Raw genomic sequence first — 15,419 nt, forward strand, 5'->3', positions numbered from 1 at the left:
TCGGTACGCTCGGCGGATGGATCTCGAGGACTTCTTGAAGTGGTACGGCTGGACAGCTGTCGGGTCGATCGCGACCGTGCTGGCTCTAGCTGCGCTCGTATTCGCCACGGTGGAGTTCGTGGTCAAGAGGCGTCAGGTCCCGGTGTTCATGCTCGGGTGGGAGGCCATCGCGACCACCACAACGCCGACCGGCGAGTTTCACCTGTTCGAGTTCCACAACTTCGGCCGCGGCCCTGGACGTCTCGTATCGCTCACGCTTTGCGGAGCGTGGGCGAAGCTCGACGACGAGCACCGGACCCCGCAAATCCTCGCCCCGGGAGGGACTTTCCAGCTGCTCGTGTCGAGCCCTGACCTCGAGCAGGCGTGGGTGCGGTACACCTACGGGACGCAGGCAGATCGCCGCACCTTCCACGTGCGCTGGGAGCCGCTGATCACTCAAGGCGCTATGGCCGACGAGTTTGCGGCACAGCAGGACAAGGACGCCGCTCAGCCCTGGATTCGCCGTATCTTCCACCGCTATCGGGTGACGTCGGTCGCGCCGGGCGGCGTTTGGTACGGCGTCGCGCGAGGGCGGAACGGAGGCGACAAGGCATATCAGATGATCATCGGAGGACCCGCCGGAGCCGTCTATCGGGAAACCGTCGCACGCCAGGTTCCGCCGTCGCTACCGTATGTCTCGCCCCCGGTGTAACGCTACGCATGAGCCTATCCGCCTTCTCGCCGTCCCTGCCGCTCTGGCCGCCGCGCTCGCTCTCCGCGTGTTCTCTGGGTGTTATGTAGAAAGGGCCCCGGCGCAGGTCGCCGGGGCCCTGGGAAGGATGCGCTGCAGGACACCCAAGACCGCAGCGCGATCCGGTTTAGCGGCGGAGTCTGTCGAGCGCGGCTGCGACAGCGGCGCTATCCGCGGCGCGCTTCTCTGGCATGCGCGTGTCGGGTCGCTTCGGCGGCGTCGGCAGGCTCTCGATCGCGCTGTCACGGACGGTGATCGCCTCGCGGTGCCCGCCGGGCACGTTGCTCTCAATGGTGCGCCGGACGCCCTCGGCCATGCTACGCAGGTGGCTCACGACCGGGGCGAGATCGCGCTGGTAGGCGAGCGCTGCTGCGAACTCAGGTTCGACAGCCGAGACCGCATCGACGACGAGGCGAGTCTGGTCTTCCAGGTCGCCGCTGGGGCCACCGCGGCCAACCATATAGGCCGGGAGCTCCTCGGCGATGATGCGACGGTCGTCGCCCTGCGCCGCCTGGAGAGCGCTGAGGCCCTCGATCTCGGCGCCCACCGGTGCGAGCTGATCGAGCGACACCTTGAGGCGCTCCCAGGCCCGCACGGCCCGGTTCTCGGCGAGCAACTGCTCGGTAGCGCTCCCGGCCGCGGGCGCGTAGATCGCGTCGACGTACCGCTTCACCGCGGAGTCGGCCTTCGACTCGAGCTCGTCAAGCGCCCGGCTGACGCTTGCGACCTTCCCCGGCAGGTTCGCGGCCTGCGCATCCGCGGAGACGGCGTCGGCGTGGCCGGCCTCAGTAAGGAGGCCCTGGTTCACTCGGTCGCGGTGGCGGGACACCGAGGCGTCGTGTGCGTCGAGTACTGCGATGAGCTGCTGCTGCAAGTCCTGTGCGGTAGTCATGGTTATTGTCCGTTCTCTCTCGTGTCATGGTTGGTTACTGTTCGCGTCGACCGCGTCGCGGTGCGCGCGGCGTGACGCGCTGTGCGGTCATGGTCAGAACTTCTGGTAGGCGATGATTTCGCCGTAGCTGAAGTCGCGGTTGACGACGTAGCGCCCCAGGTGCTCGACCTCGGCGGTGACGTCTAGGGGTGTGACGGTGTCGGGGTCGATGAGGTACTCCTTGTCGAAGGAGTAACGAGCGAAGGCGTCGTTCCCATCGATAGTTACTTTCATTACTCGGCCGACAGGCCCTCCGTATGCTGCACGGTAGGTGTTCGCCATGACGGGATCTGTGGTCCAAGACATTCGTCGCTCGGCGCCCGGGTAGCACCCGCGGTAGAGAGTCAGTGGTCCGTTGGGTGGCGAAAGGAATCTGACGAAGGGTTTTCCGCGCTCGCGCTGGTTTGAGACGACTGAATGGAAGCCAAGCTGCCGAAACTCCTCTCGAACTGCGTCGAGATCGAAGGTTTCTTGCAGCTGTGCGCTAGACCGGACGACGAAGCGTCCGTTCTCCAGGACAAGCTTGCGCAACTCGGGGTTTCCCTGGCTCATGTGGCGGCGCAGATACGCCTTGAGCTCAAGTGCGCGCGATTCACGATCCTGCGCGCTAGGAAACTCGCTCATGCCGCTCTCCCTTCGGCCGCGCGATGGGCGTTGTGGCGGGCGTAGATGCCGAGCGCGTCCCAGGCCATCCAGAACGGGAGCGGAGAGCCCTCCAGAGCGGCACTGAGACGGCCGGCGAGATCCTCCATGGCTGCCGTGTCGTCGGCGGTGATGGCCTGCAGCGCGAGCACGAGTGCGTCTCGGCGGGGATCGGCGGGGGCGATGTCGACGGCGATCGAGTCGAGGTCGACCATGTATCGCCGATTGCCGATGAGTTCGGCGGAGATTCTGCCACCTCGGATCCAGTGGCGTACTGTCTGCTCGGCGACGCCGAACTCTGCTGCGGCCTCCGCGACGGTGCCCTTGCGCGGTGTGTCCATCATGCTCGTGCTCTCTCGGAAAGCGCGTCGAGCTGGACATAGCCGGGGTGGCTAGATCGCGAGTAGATCGACGCTGCGTCTGGAGAATCTGGAGTACGAGTGCGGTGAGCCCGTCTGCCGAGCACCGCTGGTGATTGGTTACATCAATTCTCCGCCCAGCGATGACGCTATGTGCCAGAGAATCTGTGTCGGCGTGTCGCGCGCCTAGCCCTCGCTGAGTCGCCGCGGCCCGTACACGCGCCCCGCCCAGACGCCGGCAGCCGGGCGCGCTGCCTCGGCGTACGCCCGGCAGAGATCTCGCACCGGGCACGGCCAACACACCCGCACCGAAAGGAACCCGAGCTCCTCGCGCTGCAGCTCATGCGGATCGAGCGTGAAGCGCCCGTCATCGCGGCATCCCGGCGCGACGATGTCCAGAGCATTGGACAACGCCGTAAACGCCTCCTCAGCGTCGTGTTCCCGCGAGCGAGCGTGACCGGTCACGATCGCTCCTGGTGTTCGGGGCGTCCGTAGTCGTTGTCGGGGATGTCGTCGAGTGTGCCGTAGCGGGCTTCGTAGGCTTCGAGACGGAGCTGCATTTCGACGCTCTCGGCGAGGTCGTTGCGGAATTCTCGGAGAGCGGTCACGACCTCGTCGTTGCTCGTGTCGCGGAGTGGGGAGGCCTTCGTGGCGTCTGAGAAGGATCGGCTCGCGGCGGCGAGAGATCTGAGAACGCGATCCATCTCGCGGGCCCCAGCGGTTATCTGCGTGACGTCGATGGCTTCTACTGCGGCGTCGAGCTTGGTCAGGATCTTGGTCGCGAGTGCCTCGCGCCGGACGGCATTGTCGATCTGCGCTGCCTCCGCGGCCTTCCTCGTGCTCGAGCGATCGAAGCTGTAGCCCGCGGCTTCGGCGTACTTCTTCACCGTCGTGCCCGAGACGCCTACCTCCCTCGCGATGGCGTTGCGCGGCATGCCGTCCTGAGCGAGCGCCACGATGCGGTCACGTTGCTCGGCGCTGATGGGCACAGCGACGGTCACAGCGTCGCTCCGCCCTCAACGCTGAATCGCGAAGACCCGACCGCGCTTCCGTACGAGGGAAGAGCTAGATGATTCTGCCCTGAGATCACGCGGTTCTGTTGTGCGTGTGTGCATGGTGTGTGCATAGGGGTCAGTCTCTTGTGGGAGTCGTCGAGGCGTGGACTGGGGTCATCCCTCGCGCGCGCGAGGCTGACCGGTCACCGGCCTGCAGGGTTTTGATGGTCTGGTTGGCGGTTCTGAGGGCGATTCGGCGTTGTGCGCATTCGTCGGAGAGGGCGCGGATGAGGTTGTTGACGAGGGGGATGAGTTCGCGGTCGTCGCCTTGGAGGGCGTCGAGTCGTTGGCGGAGTTGGGCGTCGAGGTCGCGTCGCTCGCTGATGGGTGCGCGGAGTTCGCTCGGGTCAGTGTCGTTCATGGTGCGTTCCTTCGGCGAGGTTCGGTGATGTCGATGATCTCGAGGGGCGGGGGACTGGTGGTCGGGCGTGGGTGGTAGCTGGATTGTCCGTCGTCGCGCCATCCGCAGCCGTTGTCGCACCAACCGCTGACAGGGCTGAACCGATGAGTCCCGCGAGTGCACGGGCCCGGGTGGCTCATCGGGCTTCCTCGATGGTGGGGGAGACGAGGCTTGCGTGGCATCCGCGTTCGCAGTGTGTGGCATCGATCATTGGATGCCCACACGCGCCGATGGTGACGGGATCGCTTGCGACGGCCTTGTTGGCCGCGCTACGTGGTCCCCGTCCCCTGCGGGGGGACGGGACGGGACGGGACAGTGTCACTGACGGCGTGCGTGACGCGTCACGTGACTTGTCGGATGACGCATCAGGGCAGAACCGCGGGTCGCAAAGCGCATGATCTCCGCCGGCATGAGCGTCCTTCCGCTGCCGGTACTCCCGGTTTCGGGCCGCCGTGTGATCGCGGCGTTTGCGGACAGCCTCAGCGGTCTCCTGCTCGCTCCAATCCAGCTGGTAGCCGTCCGCCGTAGGCGTCCACATGCCAGCATCGACGAGCTCCTCGACTGCAGCGTCTGTGACGCTGACAAGCCGCACCGCGCGTTGGGTCAGCACGCCGTCTGTGAGGTTGCGGTTGCACCAGATGAGGCCCTGCACGTCAGTGCGGAACGCGGCGTCGCTGAGGTTGACGGTGGTGCCGTCGTAGTTGTCGCTGAGTCGTGTCCAGGTCATGTTGTCTCGACTGATTTCGTGGTTGGCACGCCGCGCACCCCGCTGAGCGTTCGCCGTCTCAGCGGGGTGGCATTGCGGGCGCGTGTGGTCAGTTGTCCGACTCCCGCAGTGCCTCGTCGACAGCTGCATCGCGCCTCAGCGGCCGGCGCGGCGCTGAGGGCTCCGCACGATCGCCATTGGCTTCCCTGCACTTCGCGCCGGCGACGGCAAGGTCGGCGATGAGTGAGTCGACCTGCTCGGCGTCGAGAGGTCCGTCGGGCTGTTGGAACTCCATGTACACGGCGAACTTCTCATCCGACTCGTCGGCGTCGACGTAGCGGGTCACGTCGAAGGTGTAGAACGCGCCGACCACGGTGACGGCGCGGTGCAGGTCCCCGGACGGGTCATGTTCGGTTGCGATGCACTGAACGTCCTCGCAGGGTATGGTGGTGCTCATCAGTTGATTCCTTTCGTGGGGGTCTGGCGCCTGTCCCGCTGCAACGGGGCGGGCGCTTTCTGGTTCGAGGTGAGTTGCCAGAGCTCGATAGAGCCGCTCGCGAGCCTGATGAGGCCCTTCGTGCTCAAGTTGATTCGGGCGGCGCGGACGTCGGGTGCGGAGACACGGGGGATGCCTGGGTGAGCATCCGCGCGGGCTTCGTAGAGGACCTGCAGCGACCGGTCGTTCAGGCGTCCAGTAACGCGGAAGATGTCGAGCAAGACGACCTCAACCATGTCGGACACGGGAGGCGGAGCTGCTAACGCCTCGCTCACGCCGTCGCTCCGAGTGTGCTCGTCTGCCTCGACGCCTCAAGCCAGTCGACAACATCTCGCTCGCGGTAAACGACGGTGCGAGGGGTCGGCTTGAAGAAGGCTGGCCCCTTGCCGTTGAACCGCAGCGCTGCGAGGTTGCCCTTCGTCATGCCGGGGATCAGATCGCAGACCTGATCGGGGGTGATGTACTTGTCCACTTCAATCTCCTTACGGTGTTCCGTCACGACACCATAACTGTATGGCGTCAAAGATGCATAATGCAAGCCTGACGGATCACAGTAATAAGCTGTGATTATGGAATGGCGATGGCAGGGGATCAATCTCACCGGCAAGCGGGTTGCGACCGCTCCGGACTTTACGGTCTATGACCGGATCGAGGTGACGGGCTACGACGGCCGCGAGAACGAGTTCACGTTGAGGCTGAGCTATCGAGAGTCTGAGGCGCGGTACGTCGTGCAGGGCATCCAGATCGACGTGGCGGACGATGGAGACGAGATCACTGGGGCCTGGCTCCGAGACCTCCCGGTGCTCGCACTCTCGCGGGCGGCGCTTAGGGAGGGCGGCGTGGTGGAATTTCAGGGCGGGGGCATCTTCACGCCTGAGACGGTAGAGGCTGCAGCTCAAGACATCACGTCGGGCGGACCGTCCAGTGATGAAGCGATGCTGGCCACCGCGAGGGTGTACCGGTACGCCCAGATCATGCAGCAATCGCCGGCGAAGGCTGTTCAACGAACACTGGGTCTCACCGCACCAACTGCCACACTCTGGATCCGCCGCGCTCGTTCGCTCGGGTTGCTCGGAGAAGCGGTCGAGGCTGATGGGTAGCGTCTACGCCTACGAGACGAAGGCTGGCAAGAAGCTCTATCGCATCGTCTATCGACGCCCCGACCACAAGCAGACACAGGAGCGCGGATTCTCCCGCCGGCGCGACGCAGAGTTGCGTCTCGCCGAAGTCGAGATTGGGAAAGCGAAGGGCGACTATGTCAACCCCGCGGACGCTCGCGAAGACGTCGCCTCGATCGCCACAGGCTGGCTCAGGGCGCGCGAGCAGGTCATGAAGCCATCGAGCTACCAGGCGTTGCGGGGCGCATGGGAGACGCACGTGCAGCCGCGCTGGGGTGCTCGATCAGTTGGAAGCGTAAGGCACTCCGAGGTGCAGGACTGGGTCGCTGAGCTCTCACGCGGGCGCGCGGCCACGACCGTGCTGCGCGCGCACGGCGTGCTCGCCGCAATCCTCGACGTCGCGGTGAACGATCGCCGAGTCAGTCGCAACGTTGCTCGAGGTGTGGCACTCCCGCGCAAGGTGCCGAAGTCGAAGCCCTACCTGACGCACGAGCAGGTCGACAGACTCGCGGCGGCCTCCACATACCCCGTGCTCGTGCTCTTCTTGGCCTACACGGGCCTCAGGTGGGGCGAGGCCACGGGGCTGCGGGTGAAGCATGTAGACGCGCTCAGGCGTCGTGTGAGCGTCGAGGAGAATGCGGTCCTCGTAGGGGGAGTGGTGCACGTCGGAACTCCGAAGACTCACGAGGCACGCTCGGTGCCATACCCGGCGTTCCTGTCCATGTCGATTGCGAAGCTGTGCGAGGGGAAACGCCGCGAGGATCTCCTGTTCGGCGACGGCGTCACGCACATGCGGTTGCCGAATAGCGTGCGCGGATGGTTCGCGTTCGCGGTGAAGCGTGTGCGCGACGCGGATGAGGACTTTCCCCGCGTGACGCCGCACGACCTGAGGCACACCGCGGCCTCGCTCGCCGTTTCTACCGGCGCGCATGTGAAGTCGGTTCAACGAATGCTTGGTCATGCCTCAGCGGCAATGACGCTTGACGTCTACGCGGACCTCTTTGACGACGACCTTGACAGCGTCGCAGAGGCCCTCGATTTGGCTCGCCATGCTGCAGTTGTTGCCGGAACGTTGCCACGGGTCACCCCCGCGAAATGACGAAGGCCCCGCATCCCCAGTGTTTCGTAGGGGAGTCGGGGCCTTCGATTTGGCGGTGACGGCGGGATTCGAACCCGCGGTTGCTTGCACAACACACGCTTTCCAAGCGTGCTCCTTCGGCCGCTCGGACACGTCACCAGGGAACAACCTGAACAGTCTATCCGATCGCGCGGACGGCCCTGACCAGGCATCTCGGATGCCGATGCCGCCGCCCTCCCCGAGCGGGATTCCGTTGAGCCGATATGTGATGTGTTGTCGTCTTGCGCTCGCAGTGACGTGCTTCTTAGCCTCATATACAGGCGCAATGTCGTCATACGAAAGCACTCCTGCGTCGATAGGGCGCCTTACCTCAGAAGGATATCGATGACGACTGTCGACACCGCGGCCACGACCAGCACCGCTCTGCGTATCGCGCTGCGCACTGCTCATTCCCGTTCGCTCGCAGATCTCGGACTCAACGCGATCGGTCGCGCTCGATTCGGGTGGCGCGATCGGTCGATCGGGTCGGTCGTCGAGCGCGCAGGTGGGCGGTATTGGCTGCGCGTCGTCTGGTCTGCGCGAGGTCGGGCGCGCGGTGCCTGGTGGACCGGCAACCAGGACGCCTCGCGGATCGACGGGGTCGCGAAGCCGCGCCTGCTCGATGTGCGGGCCTGGGAGGAAGGGCCCCTCGTGTACCGCGCCGAACTCATGACGCTGTTGTCGGGGCGCGCGTGCGCGACGGACGCCGTGCTCGCAGGGGCACCCGGTCTCGACGAAGCGTGGTGGGGGGAGCTGGAACGCAACCTCGAAGCCCTGTCGGATGTGAGGACGGACCGGATGGTGCTCGACGCTGAGATCATGCGGCGGCGGATCAGCGTCTTCTTCGGCATCGAGATGGACATCGACTCAGACGACTGGGTGCCGAGCCACGGCGACCTGCACTGGAACAACATCCACCGCGATCCGTTCGCGATCGCCGACTGGGAAGCATGGGGCCTCGCCCCTCGCGGGTACGACGCCGCATTCTTGCTCGGGCACTCGCTGGCAGTGCCCCATGTGGCCGAGGAGATCGACCGACGCTTCCGTCGCGACCTGGAGTCGGAAGGCGGCATCGTGTCGCAGCTCTACGTGATGACGAAACTTCTGACCCGCGCCGATGCGGGGGAGCACGAGCATCTCGTCCCCGCGCTTCATCGCCATGTGGGGCGCCTTCTCGGCGCCAGGGTCCCTCTGGAGCGCAGATCGTCAGTCGCCACCTGACGCCGCCTCCGCGGCCGCGACCGAGCCCTCGCGTCAGACTTTTCGTCACAGATGGAAAATATTGCGCCACATTCGATAGATATATAGCCTCATGTGAGGACGCACCGATGCTGACAAGCATCTCGATATTTCTGGGGAGAAATGCACATCAGCACGACTGAGGCAACGTGGGAAGGCCACGACCGGGAGCTCGTCGGGGCCCGGGCGCTCCGTGAATGGATCACCGGCCAGCATGAGCAGTACTCGCGGGTGTTTCTCGTCGAGAACGGAGCCGGAACGGAGACTGTTGCTGAGGTGGCGGGCGGAGACGACGCGGTTCTGCTGCACGCGCAGAGCGGCCCTTATGACGGACCCGCCGAAGCCGTTCGCTACACGGGTGCGCTGAGTGACATCGGTGACGAGCTGTTCTTCGGCGAACGCGGCGTCGAGGTCCAGGACTACGTCGCGGCGGCGTTCGTCCAGATCATCGGTCCCACAACGGTGGGCTTCTTCGACGAAATCAGTTGGCAGTCGTTTCTCGACGACGCCGAGCTCGCTCGTCGCACGGGAGTCTTCCCCTCGTCATTGATCGACCCGAGGGTGCTGCTCGCGAACCGCCGCGCACTCGCGGCACCGGGCGAACTCACGACTCCGAGCGCGATCAGGGTGGGCTCGGATGGGCGAGTGAGCGTCGGTATGCAGGGCGAGATCATCGGCGACGTCGATGACTTGAACAGCGTGATCGAGTCCTACTTGCCTCGCGCCGTGGCGTGGGGAGGCATGGCGCCGAGTCAGGCGCTCATCGAAGACCTGACCGTCCGCGAATGGATCGGTCGGTACCTGAATGCGACCGACCTCATCAAGATGCTCCGCGTGGAGAACGGCGTCGCGAAGATCTCGGGATTCGGCTGGTCACTCGTCGACGATGGCCGAGCAGACGCGGATCCGCTGTCCTCGGATCCGTTCCTGCTCGAGACCTCAGGCGGCTTCGTGCTCGCCGACACCACGACGCTGCGTCGGCAGCTGTTGTCGCCAGTGACCGCGAAGGTCGTCGCGGCCACTCAGACCTCGAGCACGTCTGAGATCGCGGTCGACCGATTGGTTCGGGAGTGCGGCTTGTCCGAAGCCGACGCGAACACCCTGTGCCGCGACGCTGCCGCCGCGCTCAACATCCACTTCGGCACACGCGCTCACGCGTCGCGCCGGGCGGCGTCGAGCAGCGGACGATGAGCGTCCCGCACGCGTTGTGGACGTCGATGCTCCCCGCAGACACCACCTTCGCGCCAGACCGGGTCGCCGTCGGGGCCGCCGGAAACCGCATCGAGTTCACGGACGGATCCACACGCCTCAGCGCGACGAGCGGACTGTGGAATGTTCCCCTCGGGTTCGGAAATCAGGCGATCGCCGACGCCGTGAGCAGAGCGACGCACGACGCCTCCTACCTGACCCTGTTCCGCGCGCCGCATCGGTACGCCGAGGTCGCGGCCGAGGCGCTGATCGAGCTCGCCGACCCGATCAGGTACAGCCGGGTCATCTTCTGCACGTCGGGCGGGGCAGCGAACGACTCCGCGATGAAGCTCACGCGACAGTACTGGGCACAGCAGGGAGCCGCGTCCCGCTCGCTCGTCGTCGGCCTGAGGGGCAGCTATCACGGCACGATGTACGGCAGCCACGCACTGAGCGGCGACGACCTCCTTCAGTCCGTCTACTCGGTTGATCGCAGGTCGGTGCGGCATGTGTCTCACAGCGATGACGGGGAGGAGCTGGAGACACTGCTGAAGCGAGAAGGCGCCAGAGTCGCGTCGGTGGTCGTGGAACCCGTCCTGGGCAGCGGCGCGCACGCGCTGTCCGATGCGTACATATCTCGGCTCCTCGACCTTCGCGACGAGCATGGATTCCTGATCGTCGCCGACGAGGTCGCGACGGGCTTCGGACGCACCGGCACGATGTTCGCCACAGATGAGTGGGCTGCCCCGCCGGACGTCCTCGTTCTCTCGAAGGCGTTGACGAACGGCGCGACAGGCGCTGCGGCGCTGCTTGTGGGAGACCTCGTCGCGTCCGAGTTCACGCGCGGGGGCTGGACATTCGTCCACGGTGAGACGCAGGCGGGGACGCCCGCATGCTCTGCGGCCATCGTCGCGGTGATCGAAGAGCTGCACCGCATCGACGTCGAGTCGACCACGCGGGCGCTCGCGGCCGACCTGTGGCGTCTGGCGACTCGGCTGAAGTCCGACGGGGTGGTCTCTGAGGTGACAGGACGAGGCTGCTTCGTGGGGCTCGCTCTTCAGAACCAGGACGCGAGTCAGCTCTCCGGTGCCGAGGTCCTCAGAGTCGTCGACGCCATCGCCGAGAACGGAGTCCTCGTGCAGCCCGGCCCGAGTGCCATCGAACTGATTCCCGCGTACGGGTTCAGCACGAGTGAACTTCTCGAGATCGACTCGGCTGTGCGCGCGGGCGTCGCGCAGGCGCGGGGGCATCAGCATGAGCTCTGAGTTCGCTGCACGGGTCCCGACACTCTGGCACGGGCACGACATCGCGCGGCAGATGACCTCGCGGCTCACCGCCGGTCGCGAGACCCTCGTGATCGCGGATTCGTCGCTGGCATCACGGGCCATCGCTGACGACGCGGCCAGAACGATCGAGGTGGACGCTCGTTCCCTGACCGTCACGGCTGTGGTCGGCATCGCGGAGGAGATCGCTCGTCGGTCCCCGAGCGTGATCGTCGCCGTGGGCGGAGGGAGCATTCTCGACGCCACCAAGATCGCATCGCTCTCGCTCGCTCCGGGGCACGTGTTCGACTTCGCCGTCGAACGCGCGTCGAGGTCGGCGTTGACCTTCCTGCCGGATGTTCCGTCTCCCGTGGACATCGTCGCGGTGCCGACGACGCTCGGCACGTCGTCGGAGACGAACAGCGTCGGCATCCTCAAGAACGAGAGCGGATATCGGCTCATCGTCGGACGCTCCCTGAGCCCCCGCCACGCCATCATCGATCCCTGCAATCTGATGACTCTCACACCGGCATCCGTCAGGGAGGGAGCGCTCGAGGCATTCCTTCGTCTCGCGGGCGCGTCGACGAGTTCACGCCGAAGCGCCAGAGGGCGACGCGACGCGGTCGCGCTCGGGGGCGCCCTTCTCGAGACGGCCTCCGGTGACGTGGCCACTGCCGCCTCACGCCTGCGTCTCGGTCGCCTGAGCGCCGCGACGCAGCGTAGCGCGGCGCTGAGAGGGCAGGACCCTTACAGCGCCCGCCACTGGTATGTCGCCAATGAAGTCGCCTTCGCGCTGGAGGTTCGCAAGATGGTCGCCACAGCGGCGATCATCGCGGCGGTCTGGCGTCGAGTGTGCTCGGGAGACCCGCGGTGGGGAGATCGCGAGAGCCTCGAGGAATTCTGGATGGGGGTAGCCGGCCGAGCCGCACTGCCACCGGACCCACCCACCGGTATCGCTGCGCTCATCGACCGCTGGGGGATCCCCTCTCCGCCGCGGCCGACCGTTCGGGAGATCCACCGCATCTCTGCTGCCACAGAGACAGCGTGGGGAAACCGCTACCCGATGCTCGCGGGGCTGTTCGCAGACGACTTCTGCGATCTGCTCCGTGATTCCTACTGGAGCGAAGGAGGTGAATGAGATGAACGACAGCGTGGAGACACGAATCCAGTTCCAAGAACTGGAGGGAATGGATGCCCCCAGTTGGGAGAGCTTCTATCGGGGCGCGATCAGTGCGCTGGTGCTGATAGGGATCGGCGCCGCCGCTGCGACGTGACCCTGTCGAGCGGACAGAACGAAATGGGAGGGAGGTGAGTATGCACGCAGCAATGCCGACCCTCGAGTTCACCGAACTCGAGGCCATGGAGGCGCCGGATGACGCCCTTGATTGGACCCGCGGATTCGCCGTCGGAGTGATCATCGGAATCATCGCCCTGACATAGGATCCGCCTTCGCAAGGCGTACCGAGGAGGTAGGAAATGCAGACGAAATCGCTCGAGTTCGTGGAGCTCGATCACATCGATGCGCCACTCGAATGGTGGGAGCACGCGAGCTACATCATCGCCATCATCGGCGGTGCGGCAGCGATCGCGACCTGACCGAAGGGGTGCGGGTGGGTGCAACGCACCCGCACCCCATTTTTTCTCCGCTGAGAGGTGATGCGTGAATGTCCAGTTCTCTTACTGACGCCGTAGTGGCGAGGCTCCACCTGATCGGAGCGGTGCCCAGGGAGCAAGATCTGTATTCGGGTGCCGGCACCGACTTCTACGATCGGCTGGTCGGGTCCGACCGTGCGGAGATCAGAGAGGTGCTCGCGCTCGCGAGAGACGCCGAGGGGCCGATCCTCGACGTTGCGGCCGGGACGGGGAGGTTGACCGTCCCGCTGGTGAGATCGGGCAAGCGGGTGACTGCGATCGATCTTTCCGATGACATGCTATCCCGTCTTCGTCGAACGCTGCCGGACCACGCGATGTTGGAATGCGTCGTCGCAGACATGCGCGACTTCTCGCTGCCCCGGCAGTTCGGGCTCGTGATCATCGGAGCCACCTCCATCACGTTGCTCGACCGCGCGGGGAGGTCCCTCCTCTACGCGAATGTACGACGTCACCTCGCGGTTCGCGGCGTCTTCGCCTTCACCGTTGCCGGAGACGCCTCCGCGGAGAGCTTCTCGGTGTCGAGAGACCGAGAGATCGAGGTACCCGGTCCCGACGGCGCCGAGACCTACCTGTTCTCTCAGCAGGTGGAAGAGGACGGCGCGGCGCGGCTGGTCAACTGGGTCCGCGTCGCCGACCTGACGGAGGGCGGCGAAGTGACAGTGCTCACGAGCCGTCTGAGAGTGCTCGACCACGGGGTCCTCTCGCGAGAACTCATCCACGCGGGATTCGCCCCTCCGGCCGTCTCTCCTGTTCGAACGCTCGGTGGAGAGGACATCGTTCTTCTGACCACCACCCGCACAGGGTGCGCGGAGGCAAGGGATGACGATGCGTCCCGGTAGCCTCCCTCGACGCCGACAGTCTCGGTCAGGGGAAGATGTGCTCGCTGCCGACTCGCGACCCCTCCTCGCATCCGGCGTGGACTTCGAACAGGCGGACGAAGACGGGGCATGGATCGCGATGCTGCACGGAGTGCCGTCATCGCGGGTCTCTCAGGCGGTCGTCGACCTGCTGCGAGCGATGAACGGCGAGACTGCACTGCACGATCTGCACCGGCGCTTCGCCCCATCCGAGTCGTGGGAGCACTTTCTGCAACTGGCCGGGCGGTTCCGCGCCTGTGGACTCCTCGAGGGCGACGACAAGCTCCCACCCGGCCGAGTGGTCTATCGGCCCCCTTTCACTCTGCAGATCGCGACGCTTCGCGCACCCGCCATCTTCGGTCGTCTCGAGCGACTGGTCGTCCCGCTCTCAGGCCGAGCAGTTCTGGGGTCGGTTGCGATTCTGCTCTGCCTGGGATTCCTCGCCGCGTCGGCTCAGGCCGAAGAACTGTGGGCCGCCCTCACCACGCCGGTGCCGCTCGTCGCACTGGTGTATCTCGTCATCGTGCTCTCGCTCATGACTCTGCTCCACGAGAGCGCTCACGGCGTCACGCTCATGAGGTTCGGCGGCAGGCCCCGCCGGGCGGGCTTCATGCTCTTCTACCTCAGCCCGGCGTTCTTCGTGGACGTGACGGACGGGTGGCGGCTCCCGCAACGCCGGCAGCGCGTCGCCATCGCGCTGGCGGGGCCAGGGGTGCACGCCGCCGTCGGCTCGATCGCGCTCATCGTCGCGCTCACGCTCTCACAACCCGTGCTCCACCAGACCGCGCTGCTCCTCGCCGTCTCGTGCGGCGCCATCGTCCTCATCAATCTGATCCCCTTCGTGCGGTTCGACGGGTACATCGCGCTCATGAGTGCGCTGGACGAGCCGAACCTGAGGGCTCGGGCGATCCACGATGGATCGGACTTCCTGACCGGTCTGCTGTTCGGAGGTCGGCGGAGGACCAAGCGTCTGGACACGTGGTGGAGTGTGCCGTTCGGACTTGCGTGTCTCGCCACTCCGGTCGTGCTGGTGGTGTTCGCCGTCGCCCGCATAGCTCGAGCACTCGCGGGCGGCGGACCGATCCTCGGCGTTCTCGTCGTCGCGCTCGAGGGCATCGTCGTTCTCGCAGGTGTCGTGATTCTCGCCAGGGCCCTTCGTCGTGTGCTCCGCTCGGGTGTGTCGCGGATCCGATTCGGATCCGTCGTCACGGCACTGGTCACGAGCATCGTGATCGCCGGTGCCGTTATCCCCGTGCCCGTGACAGCCACCTTCGGCTTCACCGCGCACGACGACCGCGTGGTGCTTCTGCACGCCGGCGACACCGGCGACGCGGTCGGGGCAGACGTCCCCGAGGGCGCCCCCGTGGTCCTGCTGAGCAACGGCATCCTCGCGAATGAGCAGGTCGGTGAAGGAACAGTCAGGTCGCGGCGATCGGAACCGATGACGGTGCCGCTCGAGGCGCTGTTCCCGATCACGGCGGACGGTGTGACGGTCCCCGCGGTGATCATCGCCGGGGTGGACATGGCCGAGGAGAGCCGCTCCCTGCCTGCGACCGGGCAGGCGCGAATCGAACTCGGTATGAGAAGTCTGTGGCAGACGCTCTGGGCGACCGGTGTGGCGATGCCACTGTCATCCCTTCAGAGCGGAGAGGTGGGAAAGGAATGA

22 protein-coding genes and 1 tRNA gene are annotated in these 15,419 nt (G+C 65.8%); 12 read left to right on the top strand and 11 right to left on the bottom strand.

Annotated features, from left to right (window positions below; genetic code table 11):
• Positions 1 to 16: 16 nt before the first annotated feature.
• Entirely contained in the window at positions 17 to 691 is a 675-nt protein-coding gene (locus ACIOU8_RS07490) for a hypothetical protein (RefSeq protein WP_400787688.1), read from the top strand.
• A gap of 166 nt (positions 692 to 857) precedes the next feature.
• Here the strand turns inward: ACIOU8_RS07490 and ACIOU8_RS07495 are convergent, their stop codons facing one another.
• The 10 genes from ACIOU8_RS07495 to ACIOU8_RS07540 all read right to left on the bottom strand — a co-directional run bounded on the left by ACIOU8_RS07495 (position 858) and on the right by ACIOU8_RS07540 (position 5,791).
• Positions 858 to 1,622 (bottom strand): hypothetical protein, encoded by a 765-nt coding sequence (locus ACIOU8_RS07495; RefSeq protein ID WP_400787690.1) that lies wholly within the window; start codon positions 1,620 to 1,622, stop codon positions 858 to 860.
• Positions 1,623 to 1,715: 93 nt separating this feature from the next.
• Positions 1,716 to 2,285, bottom strand: a complete 570-nt coding sequence (locus ACIOU8_RS07500) for a hypothetical protein (protein WP_400787692.1) — start codon at positions 2,283 to 2,285, stop codon at positions 1,716 to 1,718.
• Positions 2,282 to 2,647: a helix-turn-helix domain-containing protein gene (locus ACIOU8_RS07505; RefSeq protein WP_400787694.1), complete on the bottom strand. Its 366-nt coding sequence runs from the start codon at positions 2,645 to 2,647 to the stop codon at positions 2,282 to 2,284. Before ACIOU8_RS07505 ends, ACIOU8_RS07500 begins: the two co-directional genes overlap by 4 nt.
• 201 nt (positions 2,648 to 2,848) lie before the next feature.
• The gene (locus ACIOU8_RS07510; protein ID WP_400787697.1) at positions 2,849 to 3,127 is read right to left on the bottom strand and encodes a WhiB family transcriptional regulator; all 279 of its coding nucleotides are present in this window, start codon (positions 3,125 to 3,127) and stop codon (positions 2,849 to 2,851) included.
• Complete coding sequence (locus ACIOU8_RS07515; protein WP_400787700.1) at positions 3,124 to 3,663, bottom strand: helix-turn-helix domain-containing protein; 540 nt, start codon at positions 3,661 to 3,663, stop codon at positions 3,124 to 3,126. The genes ACIOU8_RS07510 and ACIOU8_RS07515 overlap by 4 nt, the downstream gene beginning before the upstream one ends.
• A 130-nt stretch (positions 3,664 to 3,793) precedes the next feature.
• Positions 3,794 to 4,078, bottom strand: a complete 285-nt coding sequence (locus ACIOU8_RS07520; RefSeq protein WP_400787702.1) for a hypothetical protein — start codon at positions 4,076 to 4,078, stop codon at positions 3,794 to 3,796.
• Positions 4,079 to 4,253: 175 nt separating this feature from the next.
• Entirely contained in the window at positions 4,254 to 4,844 is a 591-nt protein-coding gene (locus ACIOU8_RS07525; protein ID WP_400787704.1) for a hypothetical protein, read from the bottom strand.
• A gap of 88 nt (positions 4,845 to 4,932) precedes the next feature.
• Positions 4,933 to 5,280 (bottom strand): hypothetical protein, encoded by a 348-nt coding sequence (locus tag ACIOU8_RS07530; RefSeq protein WP_400787706.1) that lies wholly within the window; start codon positions 5,278 to 5,280, stop codon positions 4,933 to 4,935.
• Positions 5,280 to 5,555, bottom strand: a complete 276-nt coding sequence (locus ACIOU8_RS07535; protein ID WP_400787708.1) for a hypothetical protein — start codon at positions 5,553 to 5,555, stop codon at positions 5,280 to 5,282. The genes ACIOU8_RS07530 and ACIOU8_RS07535 overlap by 1 nt, the downstream gene beginning before the upstream one ends.
• A gap of 35 nt (positions 5,556 to 5,590) precedes the next feature.
• On the bottom strand, positions 5,591 to 5,791 hold the full coding sequence (locus ACIOU8_RS07540; RefSeq protein ID WP_400787710.1) for a helix-turn-helix transcriptional regulator: 201 nt from the start codon (positions 5,789 to 5,791) through the stop codon (positions 5,591 to 5,593).
• Between the two features lie 97 nt (positions 5,792 to 5,888).
• Here ACIOU8_RS07540 and ACIOU8_RS07545 point away from each other — a divergent pair, with 97 nt between their 5' ends.
• Positions 5,889 to 6,419: a hypothetical protein gene (locus tag ACIOU8_RS07545; RefSeq protein ID WP_400787712.1), complete on the top strand. Its 531-nt coding sequence runs from the start codon at positions 5,889 to 5,891 to the stop codon at positions 6,417 to 6,419.
• Between the two features lie 112 nt (positions 6,420 to 6,531).
• Positions 6,532 to 7,536 (top strand): tyrosine-type recombinase/integrase, encoded by a 1,005-nt coding sequence (locus tag ACIOU8_RS07550; RefSeq protein ID WP_400787715.1) that lies wholly within the window; start codon positions 6,532 to 6,534, stop codon positions 7,534 to 7,536.
• 50 nt (positions 7,537 to 7,586) lie between these two features.
• Here the strand turns inward: ACIOU8_RS07550 and ACIOU8_RS07555 are convergent.
• Positions 7,587 to 7,674 (bottom strand) — tRNA-Ser (locus ACIOU8_RS07555).
• 225 nt (positions 7,675 to 7,899) lie between these two features.
• Here ACIOU8_RS07555 and ACIOU8_RS07560 point away from each other — a divergent pair.
• The 9 genes from ACIOU8_RS07560 (at position 7,900) to mpaP (ending at position 15,419) form a co-directional block, all read left to right on the top strand.
• Positions 7,900 to 8,775 carry a hypothetical protein gene (locus tag ACIOU8_RS07560; RefSeq protein WP_400787717.1) on the top strand — a complete coding sequence of 292 codons (876 nt, stop codon included), beginning with the start codon at positions 7,900 to 7,902 and terminating at the stop codon, positions 8,773 to 8,775.
• Positions 8,776 to 8,916: 141 nt separating this feature from the next.
• Positions 8,917 to 9,984, top strand: coding sequence for a daptide biosynthesis RiPP recognition protein (gene mpaB, locus ACIOU8_RS07565; protein ID WP_400787720.1), 1,068 nt, complete (start codon positions 8,917 to 8,919; stop codon positions 9,982 to 9,984).
• A complete protein-coding gene (gene mpaD, locus ACIOU8_RS07570; protein ID WP_400787723.1) occupies positions 9,981 to 11,246 on the top strand; it encodes a daptide-type RiPP biosynthesis aminotransferase in 1,266 nt (421 codons plus the stop codon). The genes mpaB and mpaD overlap by 4 nt, the downstream gene beginning before the upstream one ends.
• On the top strand, positions 11,236 to 12,381 hold the full coding sequence (gene mpaC, locus ACIOU8_RS07575; RefSeq protein WP_400787725.1) for a daptide-type RiPP biosynthesis dehydogenase: 1,146 nt from the start codon (positions 11,236 to 11,238) through the stop codon (positions 12,379 to 12,381). The genes mpaD and mpaC overlap by 11 nt, the downstream gene beginning before the upstream one ends.
• A 1-nt stretch (position 12,382) precedes the next feature.
• The gene (mpaA1, locus tag ACIOU8_RS07580; protein ID WP_400787727.1) at positions 12,383 to 12,517 is read left to right on the top strand and encodes an MpaA1 family daptide-type RiPP; all 135 of its coding nucleotides are present in this window, start codon (positions 12,383 to 12,385) and stop codon (positions 12,515 to 12,517) included.
• A gap of 52 nt (positions 12,518 to 12,569) precedes the next feature.
• Positions 12,570 to 12,683, top strand: a complete 114-nt coding sequence (gene mpaA2, locus ACIOU8_RS07585) for an MpaA2 family daptide-type RiPP (RefSeq protein WP_290159307.1) — start codon at positions 12,570 to 12,572, stop codon at positions 12,681 to 12,683.
• Positions 12,684 to 12,719: 36 nt separating this feature from the next.
• On the top strand, positions 12,720 to 12,839 hold the full coding sequence (gene mpaA3 / locus ACIOU8_RS07590; RefSeq protein WP_400787731.1) for an MpaA3 family daptide-type RiPP: 120 nt from the start codon (positions 12,720 to 12,722) through the stop codon (positions 12,837 to 12,839).
• A 95-nt stretch (positions 12,840 to 12,934) separates the two neighbouring features.
• On the top strand, positions 12,935 to 13,735 hold the full coding sequence (gene mpaM, locus ACIOU8_RS07595; protein WP_400787734.1) for a daptide-type RiPP biosynthesis methyltransferase: 801 nt from the start codon (positions 12,935 to 12,937) through the stop codon (positions 13,733 to 13,735).
• Positions 13,736 to 13,811: 76 nt separating this feature from the next.
• Positions 13,812 to 15,419: a daptide biosynthesis intramembrane metalloprotease gene (mpaP, locus tag ACIOU8_RS07600; protein ID WP_400787736.1), complete on the top strand. Its 1,608-nt coding sequence runs from the start codon at positions 13,812 to 13,814 to the stop codon at positions 15,417 to 15,419.

The organism is Microbacterium sp. NPDC087589 (assembly GCF_044743635.1).
In the GTDB taxonomy this organism is placed as follows: domain Bacteria; phylum Actinomycetota; class Actinomycetes; order Actinomycetales; family Microbacteriaceae; genus Microbacterium.

Excerpts from the sequence above, each read along its gene's own strand:
- mpaA1 (WP_400787727.1), top strand. The coding sequence starts at position 12,383 with ATGAACGACAGCGTGGAGACACGAATCCAGTTCCAAGAACTGGAGGGA.
- ACIOU8_RS07490 (WP_400787688.1), top strand. The coding sequence starts at position 17 with ATGGATCTCGAGGACTTCTTGAAGTGGTACGGCTGGACAGCTGTCGGG.
- ACIOU8_RS07505 (WP_400787694.1), bottom strand. The coding sequence starts at position 2,647 with ATGATGGACACACCGCGCAAGGGCACCGTCGCGGAGGCCGCAGCAGAG.
- ACIOU8_RS07545 (WP_400787712.1), top strand. The coding sequence starts at position 5,889 with ATGGAATGGCGATGGCAGGGGATCAATCTCACCGGCAAGCGGGTTGCG.
- mpaC (WP_400787725.1), top strand. The coding sequence starts at position 11,236 with ATGAGCTCTGAGTTCGCTGCACGGGTCCCGACACTCTGGCACGGGCAC.
- ACIOU8_RS07530 (WP_400787706.1), bottom strand. The coding sequence starts at position 5,280 with ATGAGCACCACCATACCCTGCGAGGACGTTCAGTGCATCGCAACCGAA.
- mpaA3 (WP_400787731.1), top strand. The coding sequence starts at position 12,720 with ATGCAGACGAAATCGCTCGAGTTCGTGGAGCTCGATCACATCGATGCG.
- mpaD (WP_400787723.1), top strand. The coding sequence starts at position 9,981 with ATGAGCGTCCCGCACGCGTTGTGGACGTCGATGCTCCCCGCAGACACC.
- mpaB (WP_400787720.1), top strand. The coding sequence starts at position 8,917 with ATGCACATCAGCACGACTGAGGCAACGTGGGAAGGCCACGACCGGGAG.
- ACIOU8_RS07535 (WP_400787708.1), bottom strand. The coding sequence starts at position 5,555 with ATGGTTGAGGTCGTCTTGCTCGACATCTTCCGCGTTACTGGACGCCTG.
- ACIOU8_RS07520 (WP_400787702.1), bottom strand. The coding sequence starts at position 4,078 with ATGAACGACACTGACCCGAGCGAACTCCGCGCACCCATCAGCGAGCGA.
- ACIOU8_RS07500 (WP_400787692.1), bottom strand. The coding sequence starts at position 2,285 with ATGAGCGAGTTTCCTAGCGCGCAGGATCGTGAATCGCGCGCACTTGAG.
- ACIOU8_RS07495 (WP_400787690.1), bottom strand. The coding sequence starts at position 1,622 with ATGACTACCGCACAGGACTTGCAGCAGCAGCTCATCGCAGTACTCGAC.
- ACIOU8_RS07560 (WP_400787717.1), top strand. The coding sequence starts at position 7,900 with ATGACGACTGTCGACACCGCGGCCACGACCAGCACCGCTCTGCGTATC.
- ACIOU8_RS07525 (WP_400787704.1), bottom strand. The coding sequence starts at position 4,844 with ATGACCTGGACACGACTCAGCGACAACTACGACGGCACCACCGTCAAC.
- mpaA2 (WP_290159307.1), top strand. The coding sequence starts at position 12,570 with ATGCCGACCCTCGAGTTCACCGAACTCGAGGCCATGGAGGCGCCGGAT.